This window comes from Aliiglaciecola sp. 2_MG-2023, from assembly GCF_030548145.1.
GTDB classification, from domain to species: Bacteria; Pseudomonadota; Gammaproteobacteria; order Enterobacterales; family Alteromonadaceae; genus Aliiglaciecola; species Aliiglaciecola lipolytica_A.
The window spans coordinates 58,962-74,361 of record NZ_JAUORY010000023.1 but is presented as its reverse complement, the minus strand read 5'-3'; the positions used below and the strand labels follow the sequence as shown (position 1 = coordinate 74,361).

The window sequence follows — 15,400 nt, the reverse complement described above, 5'->3', positions numbered from 1 at the left end:
GACATGGATAAACAGGACAGCCATGCTAATCACGAGAGCATGGACCACAGCAATATGAACCACGGCAACATGGACAGCCACGATATGTCGGGCATGGATAAACAGGACAGCCATGATATGTCGGACATGGATAAACAGGACAGCCATGCTAATCACGAGAAGGTGGACCACAGCAATATGGATCACAGCAACATGGAAAGCCATGCTAACCACACTGAAAAGCCTCAGGGGATGCAGCATGATTGAGAAGCTAATTCACTGGTCCATTCATAATCGATTTTTTGTGTTGTTATGCACCGCAGTGATGATTGGGGTGGGTGTCTATAGTGTGAAAAATACACCCGTTGACGCCATTCCTGATTTGTCTGACGTGCAGGTGATTATTAAAACCAGTTATCCAGGACAGTCACCTCAGGTGGTCGAAGACCAAGTCACTTATCCCATCACCACGGCCATGCTGTCGGTCCCTGGGGCGCAAACCGTGCGCGGTTTCTCATTTTTTGGTGATTCTTATGTGTATGTGATTTTTGACGACAAAACTGATCTTTATTGGGCTCGCAGTCGGGTTCTTGAATATCTATCGCAGGTTTCTTCGCGCCTTCCTGATTCCGCGAAGCCGCAGCTGGGGCCTGATGCCACTGGTGTGGGCTGGGTGTTTATGTATGCCCTGACAGATAAAAGCGGTCAGCACGACATTAGCCAGTTGCGTTCGTTACAGGATTGGTTTTTGAAATTTGAGCTGCAAACTGTGCCAGGTATTGCTGAAATTGCCACTATTGGCGGCATGGTAAAACAGTATCAGGTGAATATTGACCCCGACAAGTTGCGTGCTTACAACATTCCCCTTAGTCATATTCAAAACGCCATTCGCCAAGGCAATCAAGAGGTGGGGGCGTCGGTGATTGAAATGGCCGAAGCCGAATATATGGTGACAGCCACTGGTTACTTAACTGGCATTGCCGATTTAGAATCGATTCCCCTTGGATTAAACGATAAAGGCACTGCGCTGCAATTGCGCGATGTAGCTGATATTCGTTTAGGACCACAAATGCGCCGGGGGATTGCCGAGCTAAATGGCCAAGGTGAAGTCGTTGGTGGCGTGGCGGTGATGCGCTTTGGTGAAAATGCACAAAAAACCATTCATTCCCTCAAGGCTAAATTGGCCGCTCTGCAATCTAGCTTACCCGATGGGGTAGAGGTGGTGACGGTTTACGATAGGTCGGAGCTGATCAACCGAGCGGTGGATAATTTATGGAGTAAGTTGGCTCAAGAGCTGATTATTGTGGCTCTGGTGTGTGCGATTTTCTTATTTCATCTGCGCTCTGCCATTGTGGCGGTAGTGAGTTTGCCTATGGGTATTTTGATTGCATTTGCCGTGATGTATTGGCAGGGAATTAATGCCAATATCATGTCGTTAGGGGGAATAGCCATTGCCATTGGGGCCATGACCGACGGTGCAATTGTAATGATTGAAAATCTGCATAAGCACATGGAAAAAACCCCATTAACTGAGCAAAATCGTTGGCAAATAGTGGCTAAAGCGGCGTCAGAGGTGGGGCCACCACTATTTTTTAGTTTGTTGATCATCACCGTGAGCTTTTTGCCGGTGTTTATTTTAGAAGCTCAAGAAGGCCGGATGTTTGCGCCGTTGGCCTATACAAAAACCTACGCCATGGCCGCATCAGCGGGCTTGGCTGTCACCTTAATTCCGGTGTTAATGGGGTATTTGGTGCGTGGCAAAGTAATCAGTGAAGCTAAAAATCCATTGAATCGGTTGTTGATTGCGGTTTACACCCCTGTACTTAAATTAGTCCTGCTGTTCCCTAAACTGACATTGCTTGGGGCGTTTGTGTTGGCAGTTGTTGGTTTTTATCCACTGAGCAAAATAGGGACTGAATTTATTCCCCCTTTTGATGAAGGGGATTTGATGTATATGCCTACCACGTACGCGGGGTTATCTATTGGTAAAGCCCGCGAGATATTGCAACAAACCGATAAATTAATTGCCACCATTCCCGAGGTGAAAAGCGTGTTTGGCAAAATCGGCCGAGCTGAGACAGCCACAGATCCAGCGCCGCTCACCATGATCGAAACTGTCATTCAATTAAAACCCCAATCCCAATGGCGAGAGGGGTTGAGTATTGATGATTTGCGCGAGGAACTTGATCAGGTAGTGCAGTTGCCGGGCTTAACCAATGCTTGGGTAATGCCGATTCAAACCCGAATTGATATGTTGGCAACGGGAATTAAAACCCCCGTAGGTATTAAAGTGGCTGGGCCAGATATCAAAGTCATTCAGCGTATTGGTCAGGATATCGAAAGAATCCTTTCTACCATGGACGGCACGGCTTCGGTTTATGCTGAGCGTGTGGCTGGTGGACGTTACATCAAGGTGGATATCAATCGCGAAAAATCAGCCCGTTATGGTCTTAATATCAGTGATGTACAACAAGTGGTAGCTACTGCTATCGGTGGAATGAACATTACCCAAACTGTTGAGGGCTTGGAACGTTATCCGGTGAATGTGCGTTACCCACAATCTTACCGCGATTCGCCAGAAGCCTTGCAATTGCTACCCATAGTGACACCCAATGGCCAACGAATTGCGCTGGCTGATGTCGCCCAAGTGTATATCGAAGAAGGTCCGCCGGGGATTAAGAGTGAGAATGCGCGGATCAACGGTTGGACCTACATTGATATTGAGAATATTGATGTGGGCAGCTATGTGGAAAACGCCAAGGTACGCTTAGCAGAAAATTTGGATTTACCTACAGGTTACAGTCTGCAATGGGCAGGACAGTATGAATATATGCAGCGTGCTACTCAAAAGCTCAGTTATGTTGTGCCATTAACGCTGGCAATTATTGTGCTTCTGCTATACATGAACTTTCGAAATGTTGTGGAAGTCATCATCATCATGGGCACCTTACCGCTGGCGTTAATTGGCGGAATTTGGTTGCTTTACCTTGAAGGCTTTAATTTATCGGTGGCTGTTGGTGTCGGCTTTATCGCTTTGGCCGGCGTGGCCGTGGAAATAGGGGTGATCATGTTGGTTTATCTGAATCAGGCTTTTCAGGTTTTACTGGACAGGCATGAAAACGCTAACGTGGACAGGCATGTTAATGAACCCTCGACTGGTGCGGTGCCTGTTACCAAAAGTGCGTTAATTGAAGCCATTTTAGACGGCGCTGGAAAACGAGTAAGACCAGTGATTATGACGGTTGCAACAGTGATGATTGGATTGTTGCCCGTCATGTATGGCACAGGTACAGGTTCCGAGGTAATGAGCCGTATCGCAGCACCCATGGTAGGTGGCATGGCAAGTGCATTGTTATTGTCGTTATTGGTTATTCCGGTGGTCTTTTATTTATGGCGAAAACACCAACTAAATCTGTAGCATGGCCTGAAGGCCATGGAAAAACCATGGAAAAAACCCATGGCAACCCGCGGGGCTAAAGCACCCGCCTACAGGTGGGGGAGGTTATTTCTCTTGTAGCATGGCCTTTAGGCCATGGAAACGCGGGAGTTGGAATCTATCGCCCGTAGCATGGCCTTCAGGCCATGGGAAATCCCAATGGAACCGCCGATGTTGGGATGGTTTACCATTTCACGGGGCTAAAGCACCCGCCTACAGGCACTAAGGTATATTGGAGGAAATATGAAAAATACTGCAAAACTATATCGAATGGAAACCTCGCAACATATTTGTCCTTTTGGTTTAAAATCCAAAGACTTATTGCAAAGAAAAGGTTTCATCGTAGAGGATCACAAATTGGCGTCTCGTCAGGAAACGGATGAATTTAAAAAACTCCATGATGTTAAAACCACTCCACAAACTTTTATCAACGGTGAAAGGGTCGGTGGATATGATGATCTAAGAGCCTTTTTTGGTATGTCAGAACCCGGACAACAAGGTAAAACTTACACACCTGTGATTGCAATATTTGCAGTCGCTGCGCTTTTAGCGGTGGCGTTGGCCTATCCTTCGCTGTCGATTATGTTCTCAATTGAGACATTAATGCTCTTTGTTGCATTTTCCATGGCGATTCTCGCAGTGCAAAAACTGCGAGATTTGTATAGCTTCTCAAATTCGTTTATCACCTATGACTTACTGGCAATGCGGGTTGTGCCGTATGCCTATGTATATCCATTTCTAGAGGCATTTGTTGGGATCGGAATGGTGGCAAATCTGCCCACATTAATGATTGCGCCAATATCCCTATTGATTGGTGGGATTGGCGCGGTTTCGGTATTTAAGGCTGTTTATATCGACAAACGTGATCTCAAATGTGCCTGCGTCGGCGGTAAAAGTGATGTTCCACTAGGAGCCGTTTCATTAACCGAAAACCTATTTATGATAGCCGCCGGCTTGTGGATGTTAACCCTGTAGCATGGTCTTTAGGCCATGGGAAATCCCAATGGAGGAACCGCCGATGTTGGGATGGTTTACTATTTCGCGGGGCTAAAGCACCCGCCTTCAGGTAGATGTTCTGTTGTAGCATGGCCTTCAGGCCATGGATCCGCAGAAGCCGGATGTTAACGTCCTTGTAGCATGGCCTTTAGGCCATGGAACGCGGGCCATGGATTGCGGGGCCATGGGTTTGGCATTTGCGAGGACAAAACAAAAAAGGGGCGTTTGCCCCTTGGTATTCGATGATTGTTTCGCGGTTTATTTTGTTTGTTGTTTGCGAGCAGCTAACAATCCAGCGATACCGAAAAACAATAAAAACAGTGCTGATGGCTCTGGAACTTGTTGTACTTCAGCAATCGCTACGTCTAGGTTATAAGCGTAATCAGTGAAAGTATCGAAGAAACCTTCGTTCCCACCGACTGCAAGGGTGTATGAGCCTGCTTCTAATACCAAGCCAGTTAAGCTTCCGCCTAAACCTGGTACAAATGGGCTGTTACCATCTACGTAAACTAGGAAGCTGAACAAGTCGCTAAAGTCGCCGCTATTTGAAAAAGGAATGGCGAAATCATTAGCAACAGTACCTTGATATAAGCTCAAACCCATAGTGATAAATGAAGCTGTGGTGGCAGAGAAGGTAGATTGTGCTGCAACATCGAATGTGATGAAGTCAATTCCGTCACCAAAAGTGTCTTCATTTAACCAACCGCTATCGCCAACTACTGAGTCAGAAAGTAAGCCGCTGCTTGGAAGTGAAATGATAGAAGCTGAAGCTGATGCGCTGCAAAGCAACACTAAAGCTGCAAGCATGGGAGTTAATATACGTTTCATAGTCTTTCCTAAAGTTAATCAGGCACCTGCGAAGTGTTTCGAGGTGCCATTTGTTGTTATTTTTAAATTAAAGTGCGCCGTTTTCCCAAGGACCTGTGATTGCGAAAGTCACACCTGGAGATTGCACGTTTACGAATAACCAACGACCAAAGAAACATGCGCCAGCCATTTCTTGGCTAGTGAAGCTGCGTCTGTTGCTACCGTCTGTTGAGTCACCTACTGAGTCCCAGAAGTTAGCTGCTGTACCCGGATAAATTGAATCGATGTGGGCTAAATCGCCTTGGTCCAAAGACACGTTGTTTTCAACGAATGGGAAGGTTTCACCTGATAGGGTTAAACCGATTAGACGTTTAGGGTTAGAGCTTCCATCTTCACACATCAAGATGTTTCCACGTGGGCTAACAGCGATGTTATCTGGCGCGTTAACTTCATTCACAGCGTCTGAAGATTCAAAAATAATGGTTAGTGTTTCTTTACGAGGATCGTAGCAGAAGATTTGACCAAGATTTGCAGCGCCGCCTGAAGTAGATACGAAGTAGATCTTGCCATCGTCGTACCAGCAACCTTCGCCACGTTCTACAATTGCAGCGTCTGAAGCTTGGTTGTAACATCTATCAGTTGTTGCATCTGGATCAGCAATTTCTTGCCAAGTAACATCCCAAACTGTTCCTACTGTAAGGCCACCACGTAAATCAACGCGAGACTCACCGTTTAGTACCATTCCGTACAAGCTACCGCCCGACTTCAAGTCACCCCATTCGCCGTCTGGAACAAATCTGTAGAATGCAGATGAACCTGCATCTTCAGTTTCATATACATAGCCTGTTGCTGGATCTACAGCGGCAGCTTCGTGTGAGAAACGACCCATTTCGCGAATTGGTTGGCCATCAGAAATACCAAATCCAGGTACTTCGAATACATAACCGTGGTTTTCGCCTTGTGGACCTTGATTCCAGGTGTGGAACGTTTCTTCACAAGATAACCACGTTCCCCAAGGTGTGCTTCCGCCAGCACAGTTTCTGATCGTGCCGCCTAAGCTGTTGTATGAAGATAAAAATTCACCTTTAACTACATCAAACATCAGGTTAGTAGTGCCGCCGTTTTGCGCAGCGTTATATACGCCACGGCCACCGCGAGGTGATGCTGGAGCGCCTTCGCCTTCTGAACATTCGTGGTTGCGAACAAGACAGATGATGTTGCCTTTAACAGCAGCAATACCCATGCCGTCATGATCAGTAGGAGTCGGCAAAAGGTCTGATTGTGTTTGGCCTGTCCAACCGTATGAGGTGTATTCAAAACCTTCTGGTAAAGAAAGTAGGTTTAGACCAGTGGCTTTGTCAGCTGTTGGTACTAATGGACCATATGAGCTGGTAAAAGGTAAAGACGCAGCTTGTGCTTTACTAGAAACCGCTGCAAAAGCAGTACTTGCTGCGGCAATAGAGCCACCTTTTAACACTTGACGGCGGCTAAAAGCAGGTTCAATTTTATCATTATTTTGTGGTATTAAATCTTGTTCTGACATGTTGTCTCCGGTCCTTTATTAGTGGTTTGGCGATAGTTGAATTCTGTTTTAGAAAACAACCTGCTGACAACTAATCTACCGACCTTAAATGACAGTTTAGGATCTGTTTTTTTACGCTTTTTTAAACTTTTAATGACACAAATATTGCTTTTTTATTAATCAGTTAGTTGGACTGGTCCATTTGCTTGCGAAGTATTTGTTGTTTGTCTGATTGGGTCCAATTTATCAGTACAATCGACAATTCGTACAAGGCTAAAATAGGCACGCCTAAGGCTATCTGCGAAATTAAATCTGGAGGTGTAATTAACGCGGCAATGAAAAATACCGCGACTACGGCGTGCTTTCGGTAGTCTTTTAGGGTTTGCCCATCAATCACTCCTGCTTTGGCTAAAACCAGCAGTAAAACTGGTAATTCGAAACACAGCCCAAAGGCTAAGATTAAGCGGATCACCAATGCTAGGTATTCACTCATTTTAGCTTCCAGTTCAACATTGATAGTGGCGTTTTGCCCGCTTGATTCAAAGCTTATGAAAAACTCCCAAGCTAATGGCATCACCACATAAAAGGCTAGGGCTGCGCCCATTACAAACAAAATTGGGGTGGCTATAAACAGTGGTGAGAGAGCCTTTTGTTCGTTTTTATACATGCCCGGGGCAATGAACTTCCAGACTTGAATTAAGGTGATGGGTAAAGTACAAAAAGTGGCACTAAAGAAGGCAAGTTTAATATAGGTAAAAAACGCTTCATGTAAGCCGGTGTAGATCATTCTTCTGCCGCTGTCCGGCCCGAAAATTTGGTACAAAGGTTGTTGTAAGAAGCTGTAAATTTGTTCTGCAAAAAAGTAAGAAACACCAAACATTAAAGCAAAAAACGCAAAACAGAAGAGTAGGCGTCTGCGCAATTCTATTAAGTGAGTCAGCAGTGGCGCTTTATTTTCAGTGTGGCTTTTGTTTGCCCCATCGTTATTTAAGTGACTGTCGTTTGGTTGAGATTGTTTCATTTCGCCTGTTCCTGTTTTGTGGGAGTGGCGTTGTTTTGCTCTAGTTGCGTCGTTTGATGCTGCTCGATTTCAGCTTTTTTGTTTGCTATTTGCTGTTCACGGTTACTGTGATATTCGGCGTGTTGCGAGCCGGGTATGAAATCATCGGGCAAGTTGCGTATCTCGTCTGGTAATAGTTGCTTCCAGTTTGTTGACTCCGGCGTAGTGCCTTCAACTATGCGTATTTCATTTTCAAGTTGTTTAAAGCCGCCTTTAACGTCATTGATAGTGCGTTTTGCTTTGGTCACAAACTGATTAATCATTTTGAACATTTTTGGCAGGTCTTTAGGACCAATTACCAATAGTGCGATGGCGGCCACAAAACCAAGTTCTACCCAGCTGAGATCAAACATAAGGTGCTCCAGACAGTGTAATTATTGGTTTTCTAACTTGTCTTTTGGCTGTGACTCAGTCGGTGTTTGAGTCGCTGTTTCGTCGTTTTCGCCAATGCCTTGTTTGAAGCTCTTGATACCTTGAGCCAAGTCTCCCATTAATGCAGGGATACGACCTCTGCCAAACAATAAAATGAACAACAACGCCACTAAAACCAATTGCCAAATACTTAAACTCATTTTTGCTTTCTCCAATTAACGAAGATAAAGCATGCGATTAAAGTATGACTAAGCTGTGACGAAATTATGAAATTTAAAAGTAAGTAGCAGGTGACGGCCCGTAGCATGGCCTTTAGGCCATGGATCCGCAGAAGCCGGATTTAATTGCCCTGTAGCATGGCCTTTAGGCCATGGATCCGCAGAAGCCAGATTTTATCGCCCTTGTAGCATGGCCTTTAGGCCATGGATCCGCAGAAGCCGGATTTTATCGCCCTTGTAGCATGGCCTTCAGACCAAGGCATATTTTACATTTTCGCGGGGCTAAAGCACCCGCCTACAGATGTGGGGCTCCCCGTAGCATGGTCTTTAGGCCATGGATCCGCAGGAGACGGAGGTTATCTCTTGTAGCATGGCCTTCAGGCCATGGAATATTTATCATTTTCGCGGGGCTAAAGCACCCGCCTACAGGAGGGGGGGCTCCCCGTAGCATGGCCTTCAGGCCATGGAATATTTGTCATTTTCGCGGGGCTAAAGCATCCGCCTACAGGGGGAATACAATACATCACGGTAAACGCGGGTTGTAGCATGGCCTTCAGGCCATGGAGAAAGCCCATGGAAAACCCCCATGAATACGCAGGTGTTAGTGAGGCTAAAGCACCCGCCTATGGGGTGCTTTGTTGTGGGGTTGGTTCGGATTTGGATAGGCGTGCTTTGATCCATCTAAACGGTAATCTAATATCTTCCAATATCAGGTACATGCTTGGTATCAGAACCAAGGTTACTATGGTGGCGTACATTACGGCGAAGCCTAGTGCGATGGCCATGGGCACTACCATCCGGGCTTGCATGCTGGTTTCGAACATGATTGGCAATACCCCCACAAAAGTGGTGATCGAGGTTAATGTGATTGCTCTGAAACGAGCACAACCTGCGTCCAGTACTGCTTGTTTTATATGAATGCCTTCTTTGCGTCTGGAATTAATAAAATCTGTCATTAACAATGAATCGTTGATTACTACCCCTGCTGCAGCAATGAGCCCAAAGGTCGACATGGTGCTAAGGTCAACGCCAAAGAAAAAGTGGCCCCATATTGCTCCTGTAAAACTAAATGGAATCACCATTAATATCATAAAGGGCTGCATATAACTTTTCAGCGGCACGGCCAATAGAATATACATCATGATTAAGCCGGCAATGAAAAACAGTATTTGTTCATTTTGCTGGGCTTGGGTTTCTTCTATCGCACCACCTAATTCGGTTTTCACCGATGGGAAAAATTTCTGCATTTCAGGCAGTAAGTTTTCAGCAATTCTTTCGACTACGGCATTGGGTTCTACCGCTTCTTCGTCGATATTGCCATATACATAAACGCTTCTATAGCCGCCTTCTCTGCGGATGTAACTGATGCCGGGCATTTCTTCTAAACTTACTACGTCACCTAACATCACTTCTTTACCAGAAGGTGTGGTGATGACGGCGTATTTTAGTTCGGCAAAACGTTCCCGAGTCAGCCTAGGGTAGCGGACCATAACTCTCACTTCTTCACCATTACGAATGACACGCTGGGCTTCGCCGCCGTAGAAGCTGGCACCCACTTGGTTGGCGATAGATGAAAGATCCAAGCCTAAATCGTAGGCCACTGGTAATAGTGTCATCTGGATTTCTTTACTGGCAGGATCGATAGTTGAGCTAATATCGAATAGGCCTTTTTCTTGTTGCAATAGCTCAATGAATTTTCGTCCAGCGGCATTGAGGGTCTCAATGTCGGAGCCAAATAATAAGTAGCCAAAGTCACCATCACCGCCACCTTCAGCGAAGGGATCATCTCTAATCGTAAATGACTTCATGCCCGGAATTTCAGGTATTTCCGCGCGCCATCTTCTTGCCAATTCAAAGGTATCAAAGGGACGTTGTTCTTCTGGCACTAGTGCAACCAGAATCTGACCTTCGGTGCGACCATCGTTAAATGAAAGCGTGTCTCTGACCAAGCCAGAGCCGTATTCATCTATCACGTCGTTCTCCACTTTCTGGACAACTTTTTCGATAAGTTTTAATGCCTCTATGGTCGCTGTATCTGAAACGGTTTCATTCATTTCTATGCGAATACTAGGGAAATCATGTGGTACAGATGGCGATGGAACCATGCGTACAAAGTTGCCGGAAATTAGCCCAACACTGGTCAGTAACAAGGCAATAAAGGTACCAAATACTGCCCAGCGGAAGCGTGTACTGACTTCAATGAAGTTACGGTATGGGCCGTTAACAAAGCCAAAAAATCGGGTATTAAATCTATCTCGCCAACTGCCTGCTTTGACAGGTTTAAAATTGGTATGGGCTAGGTGAGCCGGTAAGATTAATTTTGATTCAACTAAGCTAAAGGCTAAACAAAATATGGCTACACCGGCGATGTTCCACATCATAGTGCCTAAAAACCCACTGCCTTGGGTGAATGGTACGAATACAGCTATGGTGGTCAGTACTCCGAAGGTGGCTGGGGTGGCTACCCGCATTGTACCTCTAACCACATTTTCGACCCCTCCGCCGTGTTTTTCTATTTCGGTATAGGCACTTTCACCTATTACTATGGCGTCATCTACGACTATGCCCAGTACCATAATAAACGCAAACAACGATAGCACGTTGATGCTAATGCCAAACATGCTCATGGTTAAAATAGCGCCCAAGAAACACACGGGCAGACCAATCATTACCCACAATGCAAGCCTGAAACGTAGGAACAGGGTCAACATGAATGCAACTAAAATCGAACCTTGAAACAGGTTGCTGAGCATCATATTTAATCGTTCGGTAACGTATTTGGTCATATCAACTAAGATTTTTAGTTCCAAGCCCTCGGGTAAGGTTTTATTGCGTTCTTTAACGTAGGCTTTTACCGATTCTGCCACGGGGATCATGTTTTGGTCTTTAGTGGCATTCACCGACATGTAAATGGCGTTTTGGCCTGAAAAGCTAAAGTAGCGTTCGCCTTCGGTGAAACCATCTTGAATAATGGCCACGTCTTCAAGCAAAACTTGGGCGCCGTTGTTGCCTATTTTAATTGGGATACGGCGAAACTCATCCCCTTTATAGAATTGGTTTTCCACCCGCACAGAAATGATGCCGGTGTCGGTGCGTAGTTGGCCGGCCGAATAATTGGCTGAAAAACGCTGAATCGCCAGACGAATATCGTCAAGGGTTATGTTGTATTTCCGTAACTGGTCGGGCTGAATTTCAACCGCAATTTCGTCATCTGGGGCATATAGGTCAACCAAAGATACATTGGATAATTGCAGCAATTCGTTTTCGATATCTTTGGCTAGTGGTTTCAAGTCCTTTAAGCTTGAATCGCCGACAATTGCCATTTCTATGACGTCTTGATTAAATTCTTCTTGATAAACCGTGACCGGTTCCATACCCGCTGGAAACGTGGCGATGCCATCCACACGCAACTTAACTTTGTCGAGCACATCAGATAGTTGCTCATCAGGATCGATTTCTAAGGACACTCGTCCACTGTTTCTAAATGCTCTCGAAACACTGCGTTTAATTTCGGTGACATCTTTTAAGGCTTCATCAATCTTAATCAGAATACCTTCTTCAATTTCTTGCGGGGACGCACCAGGGTAATTGGCTTGAATCGAAATAAAGTTTACTTCAATACTGGGGAACATTTGTCTGGGTAGCGAGAAGTACGTGACTGCACCCATGATAGCGATAAAAATCATCAGCAAATTGGCGGCTACTGCGTTATTCGCAAAATAGGCGATTAGTCCCGTCTGTTTGGCTTCATTTGTCATAATATTCGGCCTACTGGTTCGGTTGCTGGGCGACTAAATCGTCATCTTTTGGATCGCTAGACAGGCGTACTTCCATGTTTTTCTGAGGATATTCTGGAATAGTAGTAACAACGCGGTCTTGATTGTCTAAACCACTTTTTAATATAAAGTGCGCGCCCTCTTCGCGAATAATCTCCACTGGTTTGGGTTGTAACCTGTTGTCTTTATCAACGACCCACACAGTTTTATTGGTGACCAAGTCTTGTTGTAGGCGGTATACATTTTCTAATACCTGACCGGAAATGTTGACCTCTACATAACTACCAAATTTCAAGGCTGGGACTTGGCTTTTCAAGCCATAAGGGTCATCTATTCTAACCACAATATGGCTCATTCTGGTGGATTGATCGATAACCCCAGTATCACGTGCAATTTTGCCCACACGGGTAAAGGTTTTTGCACCCTTGATAATCACCACTGCGTCTTGGTTTTCTAAGTTGGTCGGCAGAAAAGCGCTATCGAATCCAGCAATTGGGAACAAAATCTCTGCCGCTTCGATACTGTTTAAAGTGCCTGCTTGGGTGCCACTGCTTATGTATTCTCCAAGGCCAATGGAGCGTTCGATGACGAGCGCATCATAAGGAGCGGTCACTTCGCAATTGTCTAAATCACGCTGCGCTATTTTCATTCTTGCTTGCGCAGATTTTAGGGCAGCTTGGGCACTCATCACTTGCGGTTTACGTAGGTACAAGTCACTCACTTGACTTGATGGGAAGTTTTTCGCTTCTTGTTTTGCTACTTCGGCGCGGGCTTGTTCTTCAATTAATGCTGCCTGGGCTTGGGTATATTCCGCTTCTGCTTGCAATAGCGCGGCTTCGTAGGTGTCTTTTTCAATGCTAAATAAAACTTCGCCGCGTTTGACTAGTCCACCGGCAACAAATTTAGGGTTCCAGCTGGTCACTTCACCTGATACCTGAGCAGACAAATTAGTACTTTCTAGCGGTGTGACTTCACCAAAACTATGAATCAAAACCTGATAATTCATGGATTCTGCAGGAATAATATTGACCAGCGGGCGAGTATCTACTTTTTCTTCTGCTGGTTCTTCTTTACCTGATGCGCCAATTATTATCATAGCGCCAATTCCCAAACCAACTACACCAATAAATAGCAGGGCTCTAATCCATGTATTATTCATACTAACTCACATTTTTATTTTTATACTTTATGGGCATCTGTTTGCTGTACCTGTCGTTTTCAGACCAACACTCACAAATCAACTACTTCACACCTAAGGTCTTCTCAAAACAGCGATTAACCGTTTTGAAGAATGCCTGAATATCTTTCACTGTTTTAAAGGCCGACAATCTTACCTTGTCTAATGGCAATAAAGAAGATTTTACCTTAGCTGATTTGTTAAAATATGTGTCTTAACTTGTAACCTTGGCAACAATCGTTGGTACGCTTGGAATTACCATTGGGTTTAAACATAAAGTAAAGGGCAAAATCGTACTCAGAGAATTTGCAAAAGTAAGGTAGAATTTGTCACTTATTCGAATTGGGAGTGAAAAGGTTGAAACAGTTTATTCTAATGTTGGGTGTTTTGGTGATCTGTTGGCAAGGTGGCTTAACTGAAAGTGTCGCAGCTGAAAGCAAAAAGGCGGAAGTCTTTAGCTCTGGTCCTGTGATCCATAATTTCGGGAAACACGCAAAAGTGCAAATTGATCAAACTTTTGATAGCGATACTAAATTCAAAGTGGCATTCGACGTGAGTAAAGTCAGTGGCGAGAAGAAGCTTAACCGTCACTTTGGTAGTTTAGCTCGGTTTATCAATATGCTGGTGGCTAACGGCGCAAAGCAAGAAAACATTCAATTGGCTTTGGTAGTGCATGGCCGCGCGGGTAACGATTTACTTAATCCCAAAGCCTATAAAAAACGTTTTGCTACCGACAACCCTAATCATCCGTTGATCACTGAGCTGTTAAAAAACAATGTTCAAGTGTTCTTATGTGGCCAGTCAGCCGCCTTTGATGAGATTGCCAATCAAGATCTGATAGACGGAGTTCAAATGTCGCTTTCAGCTATGACGGCTCATGCCTTGTTGAATCAGCAAGGGTATTCACTTAATCCATTTTAAACTTTTGCTTTTTAGTTGTTTAAATGTATAAATATTAGCCGGACAAATTTTGTTCGTTAACAAATAGTAAGTAGTGATTGGACGTTTGTGAGTAGTAGAAGTTTTAATTTAACTGTGAATTCAGCGTATTTGGCAATTTGTATTGCGGTTTGTTTTATTGCACTGAATACACTTAGTGGTTTGATAGTAAGTCCTAACTCAATTTCTAATGTAGAGCAGGTTAGAGATGTTGGGGCTGCGTTAGGGTTGCCAATAATTGGCGCTTTTAGCTACCTTATTTTGCCGTTGATTATTTCAATTGCCTATAAAGAAGTCTTAAAAAATGCGCAAAATTGCGGCTTGTCACTTAACGAGTCGAGCATCATTGCGAATAAAATCAGCCAAATTCCCCGTAAAGTATTGCTATTCAGCCTGATTGCTGGCTTCGTTATTATGTTCAGCTATTTATATAGCGAGCGTCTTTTTTACATAGAAGAATTGGGCTTTGAAGGTAACCTCAAACGTTTTCCTTTGATTTTACAGACATGGTGGATGTGGACAGGTATCTGTTTAGCTATTGCAGTAATTCTGCGTAATACGCACATTATTGATAAGTTCATTGTTGAACATTTAACTGTAGAGCTGTTTCGAAGCCATCACACTTATCCTTTTTCTAAAGCGGTTTTTTGGAATGCATTGTTCTTTTCTATCGGTCTGTCACTAGTACCATTACTGTGGATTGGCGGGGAACCTCAATTTAAAGACTTTATCATGGCCGGAACGGTCTTTTTAATCCTAATTAACCTGACCTTTTATCCACTGTTGCGAATCAAACAAATAAAAAGTAGTACTTTTGAAACCCTCAAAGCAGCTAATCAATATGAGTGGCATTTTTCGGAGATGACACCCCATGTCAGTTTTGAAAAGTTAACGCCACGTGAACGAGATCTGATTTTAAGTGATACAGAACGCCTACATAACACCCCACCAAAAAAATGGGCAAATGCCTTTCAATTGATAGTACGAGTCACCATATTAATATCTATTCCATTGTTGACTTGGGCTGGCTTTCAACTAATCAACAAATCGCTGTTTTTCGCCTAACGCCAAGTGAGTTAGACCGCAGTGTGAAAGTTGCTTGTCTAAAGTAACACGCT

At 44.5% G+C, this 15,400-nt stretch carries 11 protein-coding genes and 1 pseudogene; 5 read left to right on the top strand and 7 right to left on the bottom strand.

The annotated features are described in order from the left end of the window. From Q4567_RS18410 to Q4567_RS18400, 3 genes and pseudogenes are all read left to right on the top strand, one after another. Positions 1-246: pseudogene (locus tag Q4567_RS18410) on the top strand (hypothetical protein); the annotation flags it as partial. Beyond that, positions 239-3,397 (top strand): efflux RND transporter permease subunit, encoded by a 3,159-nt coding sequence (locus Q4567_RS18405; protein WP_303501496.1) that lies wholly within the window; start codon positions 239-241, stop codon positions 3,395-3,397. The pseudogene Q4567_RS18410 and the gene Q4567_RS18405, both read left to right, overlap by 8 nt. Positions 3,398-3,658: 261 nt before the next feature. Further along, positions 3,659-4,390: a MauE/DoxX family redox-associated membrane protein gene (locus tag Q4567_RS18400; RefSeq protein WP_303501494.1), complete on the top strand. Its 732-nt coding sequence runs from the start codon at positions 3,659-3,661 to the stop codon at positions 4,388-4,390. Positions 4,391-4,669: 279 nt separating this feature from the next. Here Q4567_RS18400 and Q4567_RS18395 read toward each other — a convergent pair whose 3' ends face one another. The 7 genes from Q4567_RS18395 to Q4567_RS18365 form a co-directional block, all read right to left on the bottom strand. Beyond that, entirely contained in the window at positions 4,670-5,239 is a 570-nt protein-coding gene (locus tag Q4567_RS18395; RefSeq protein WP_303501492.1) for a PEP-CTERM sorting domain-containing protein, read from the bottom strand. A 67-nt stretch (positions 5,240-5,306) separates the two neighbouring features. Continuing rightward, positions 5,307-6,761 carry an alkaline phosphatase PhoX gene (locus tag Q4567_RS18390; RefSeq protein WP_303501489.1) on the bottom strand — a complete coding sequence of 485 codons (1,455 nt, stop codon included), beginning with the start codon at positions 6,759-6,761 and terminating at the stop codon, positions 5,307-5,309. Between the two features lie 163 nt (positions 6,762-6,924). Beyond that, positions 6,925-7,761, bottom strand: a complete 837-nt coding sequence (tatC, locus tag Q4567_RS18385) for a twin-arginine translocase subunit TatC (protein ID WP_303501487.1) — start codon at positions 7,759-7,761, stop codon at positions 6,925-6,927. Beyond that, positions 7,758-8,153, bottom strand: a complete 396-nt coding sequence (locus tag Q4567_RS18380; protein ID WP_216050545.1) for a preprotein translocase subunit TatB — start codon at positions 8,151-8,153, stop codon at positions 7,758-7,760. Before Q4567_RS18380 ends, tatC begins: the two co-directional genes overlap by 4 nt. 21 nt (positions 8,154-8,174) lie before the next feature. Beyond that, on the bottom strand, positions 8,175-8,372 hold the full coding sequence (locus tag Q4567_RS18375) for a twin-arginine translocase TatA/TatE family subunit (protein WP_216050544.1): 198 nt from the start codon (positions 8,370-8,372) through the stop codon (positions 8,175-8,177). Between the two features lie 641 nt (positions 8,373-9,013). Continuing rightward, positions 9,014-12,148 carry an efflux RND transporter permease subunit gene (locus Q4567_RS18370; RefSeq protein WP_216050543.1) on the bottom strand — a complete coding sequence of 1,045 codons (3,135 nt, stop codon included), beginning with the start codon at positions 12,146-12,148 and terminating at the stop codon, positions 9,014-9,016. A gap of 10 nt (positions 12,149-12,158) precedes the next feature. Then, a complete protein-coding gene (locus tag Q4567_RS18365; protein WP_216050542.1) occupies positions 12,159-13,325 on the bottom strand; it encodes an efflux RND transporter periplasmic adaptor subunit in 1,167 nt (388 codons plus the stop codon). 375 nt (positions 13,326-13,700) lie between these two features. Here Q4567_RS18365 and Q4567_RS18360 point away from each other — a divergent pair, with 375 nt between their 5' ends. Both Q4567_RS18360 and Q4567_RS18355 read left to right on the top strand, forming a co-directional pair. Further along, complete coding sequence (locus Q4567_RS18360; protein ID WP_252729420.1) at positions 13,701-14,264, top strand: DsrE family protein; 564 nt, start codon at positions 13,701-13,703, stop codon at positions 14,262-14,264. A gap of 87 nt (positions 14,265-14,351) precedes the next feature. Beyond that, the gene (locus tag Q4567_RS18355) at positions 14,352-15,347 is read left to right on the top strand and encodes a hypothetical protein (RefSeq protein WP_216050541.1); all 996 of its coding nucleotides are present in this window, start codon (positions 14,352-14,354) and stop codon (positions 15,345-15,347) included. Positions 15,348-15,400: the final 53 nt, after the last annotated feature.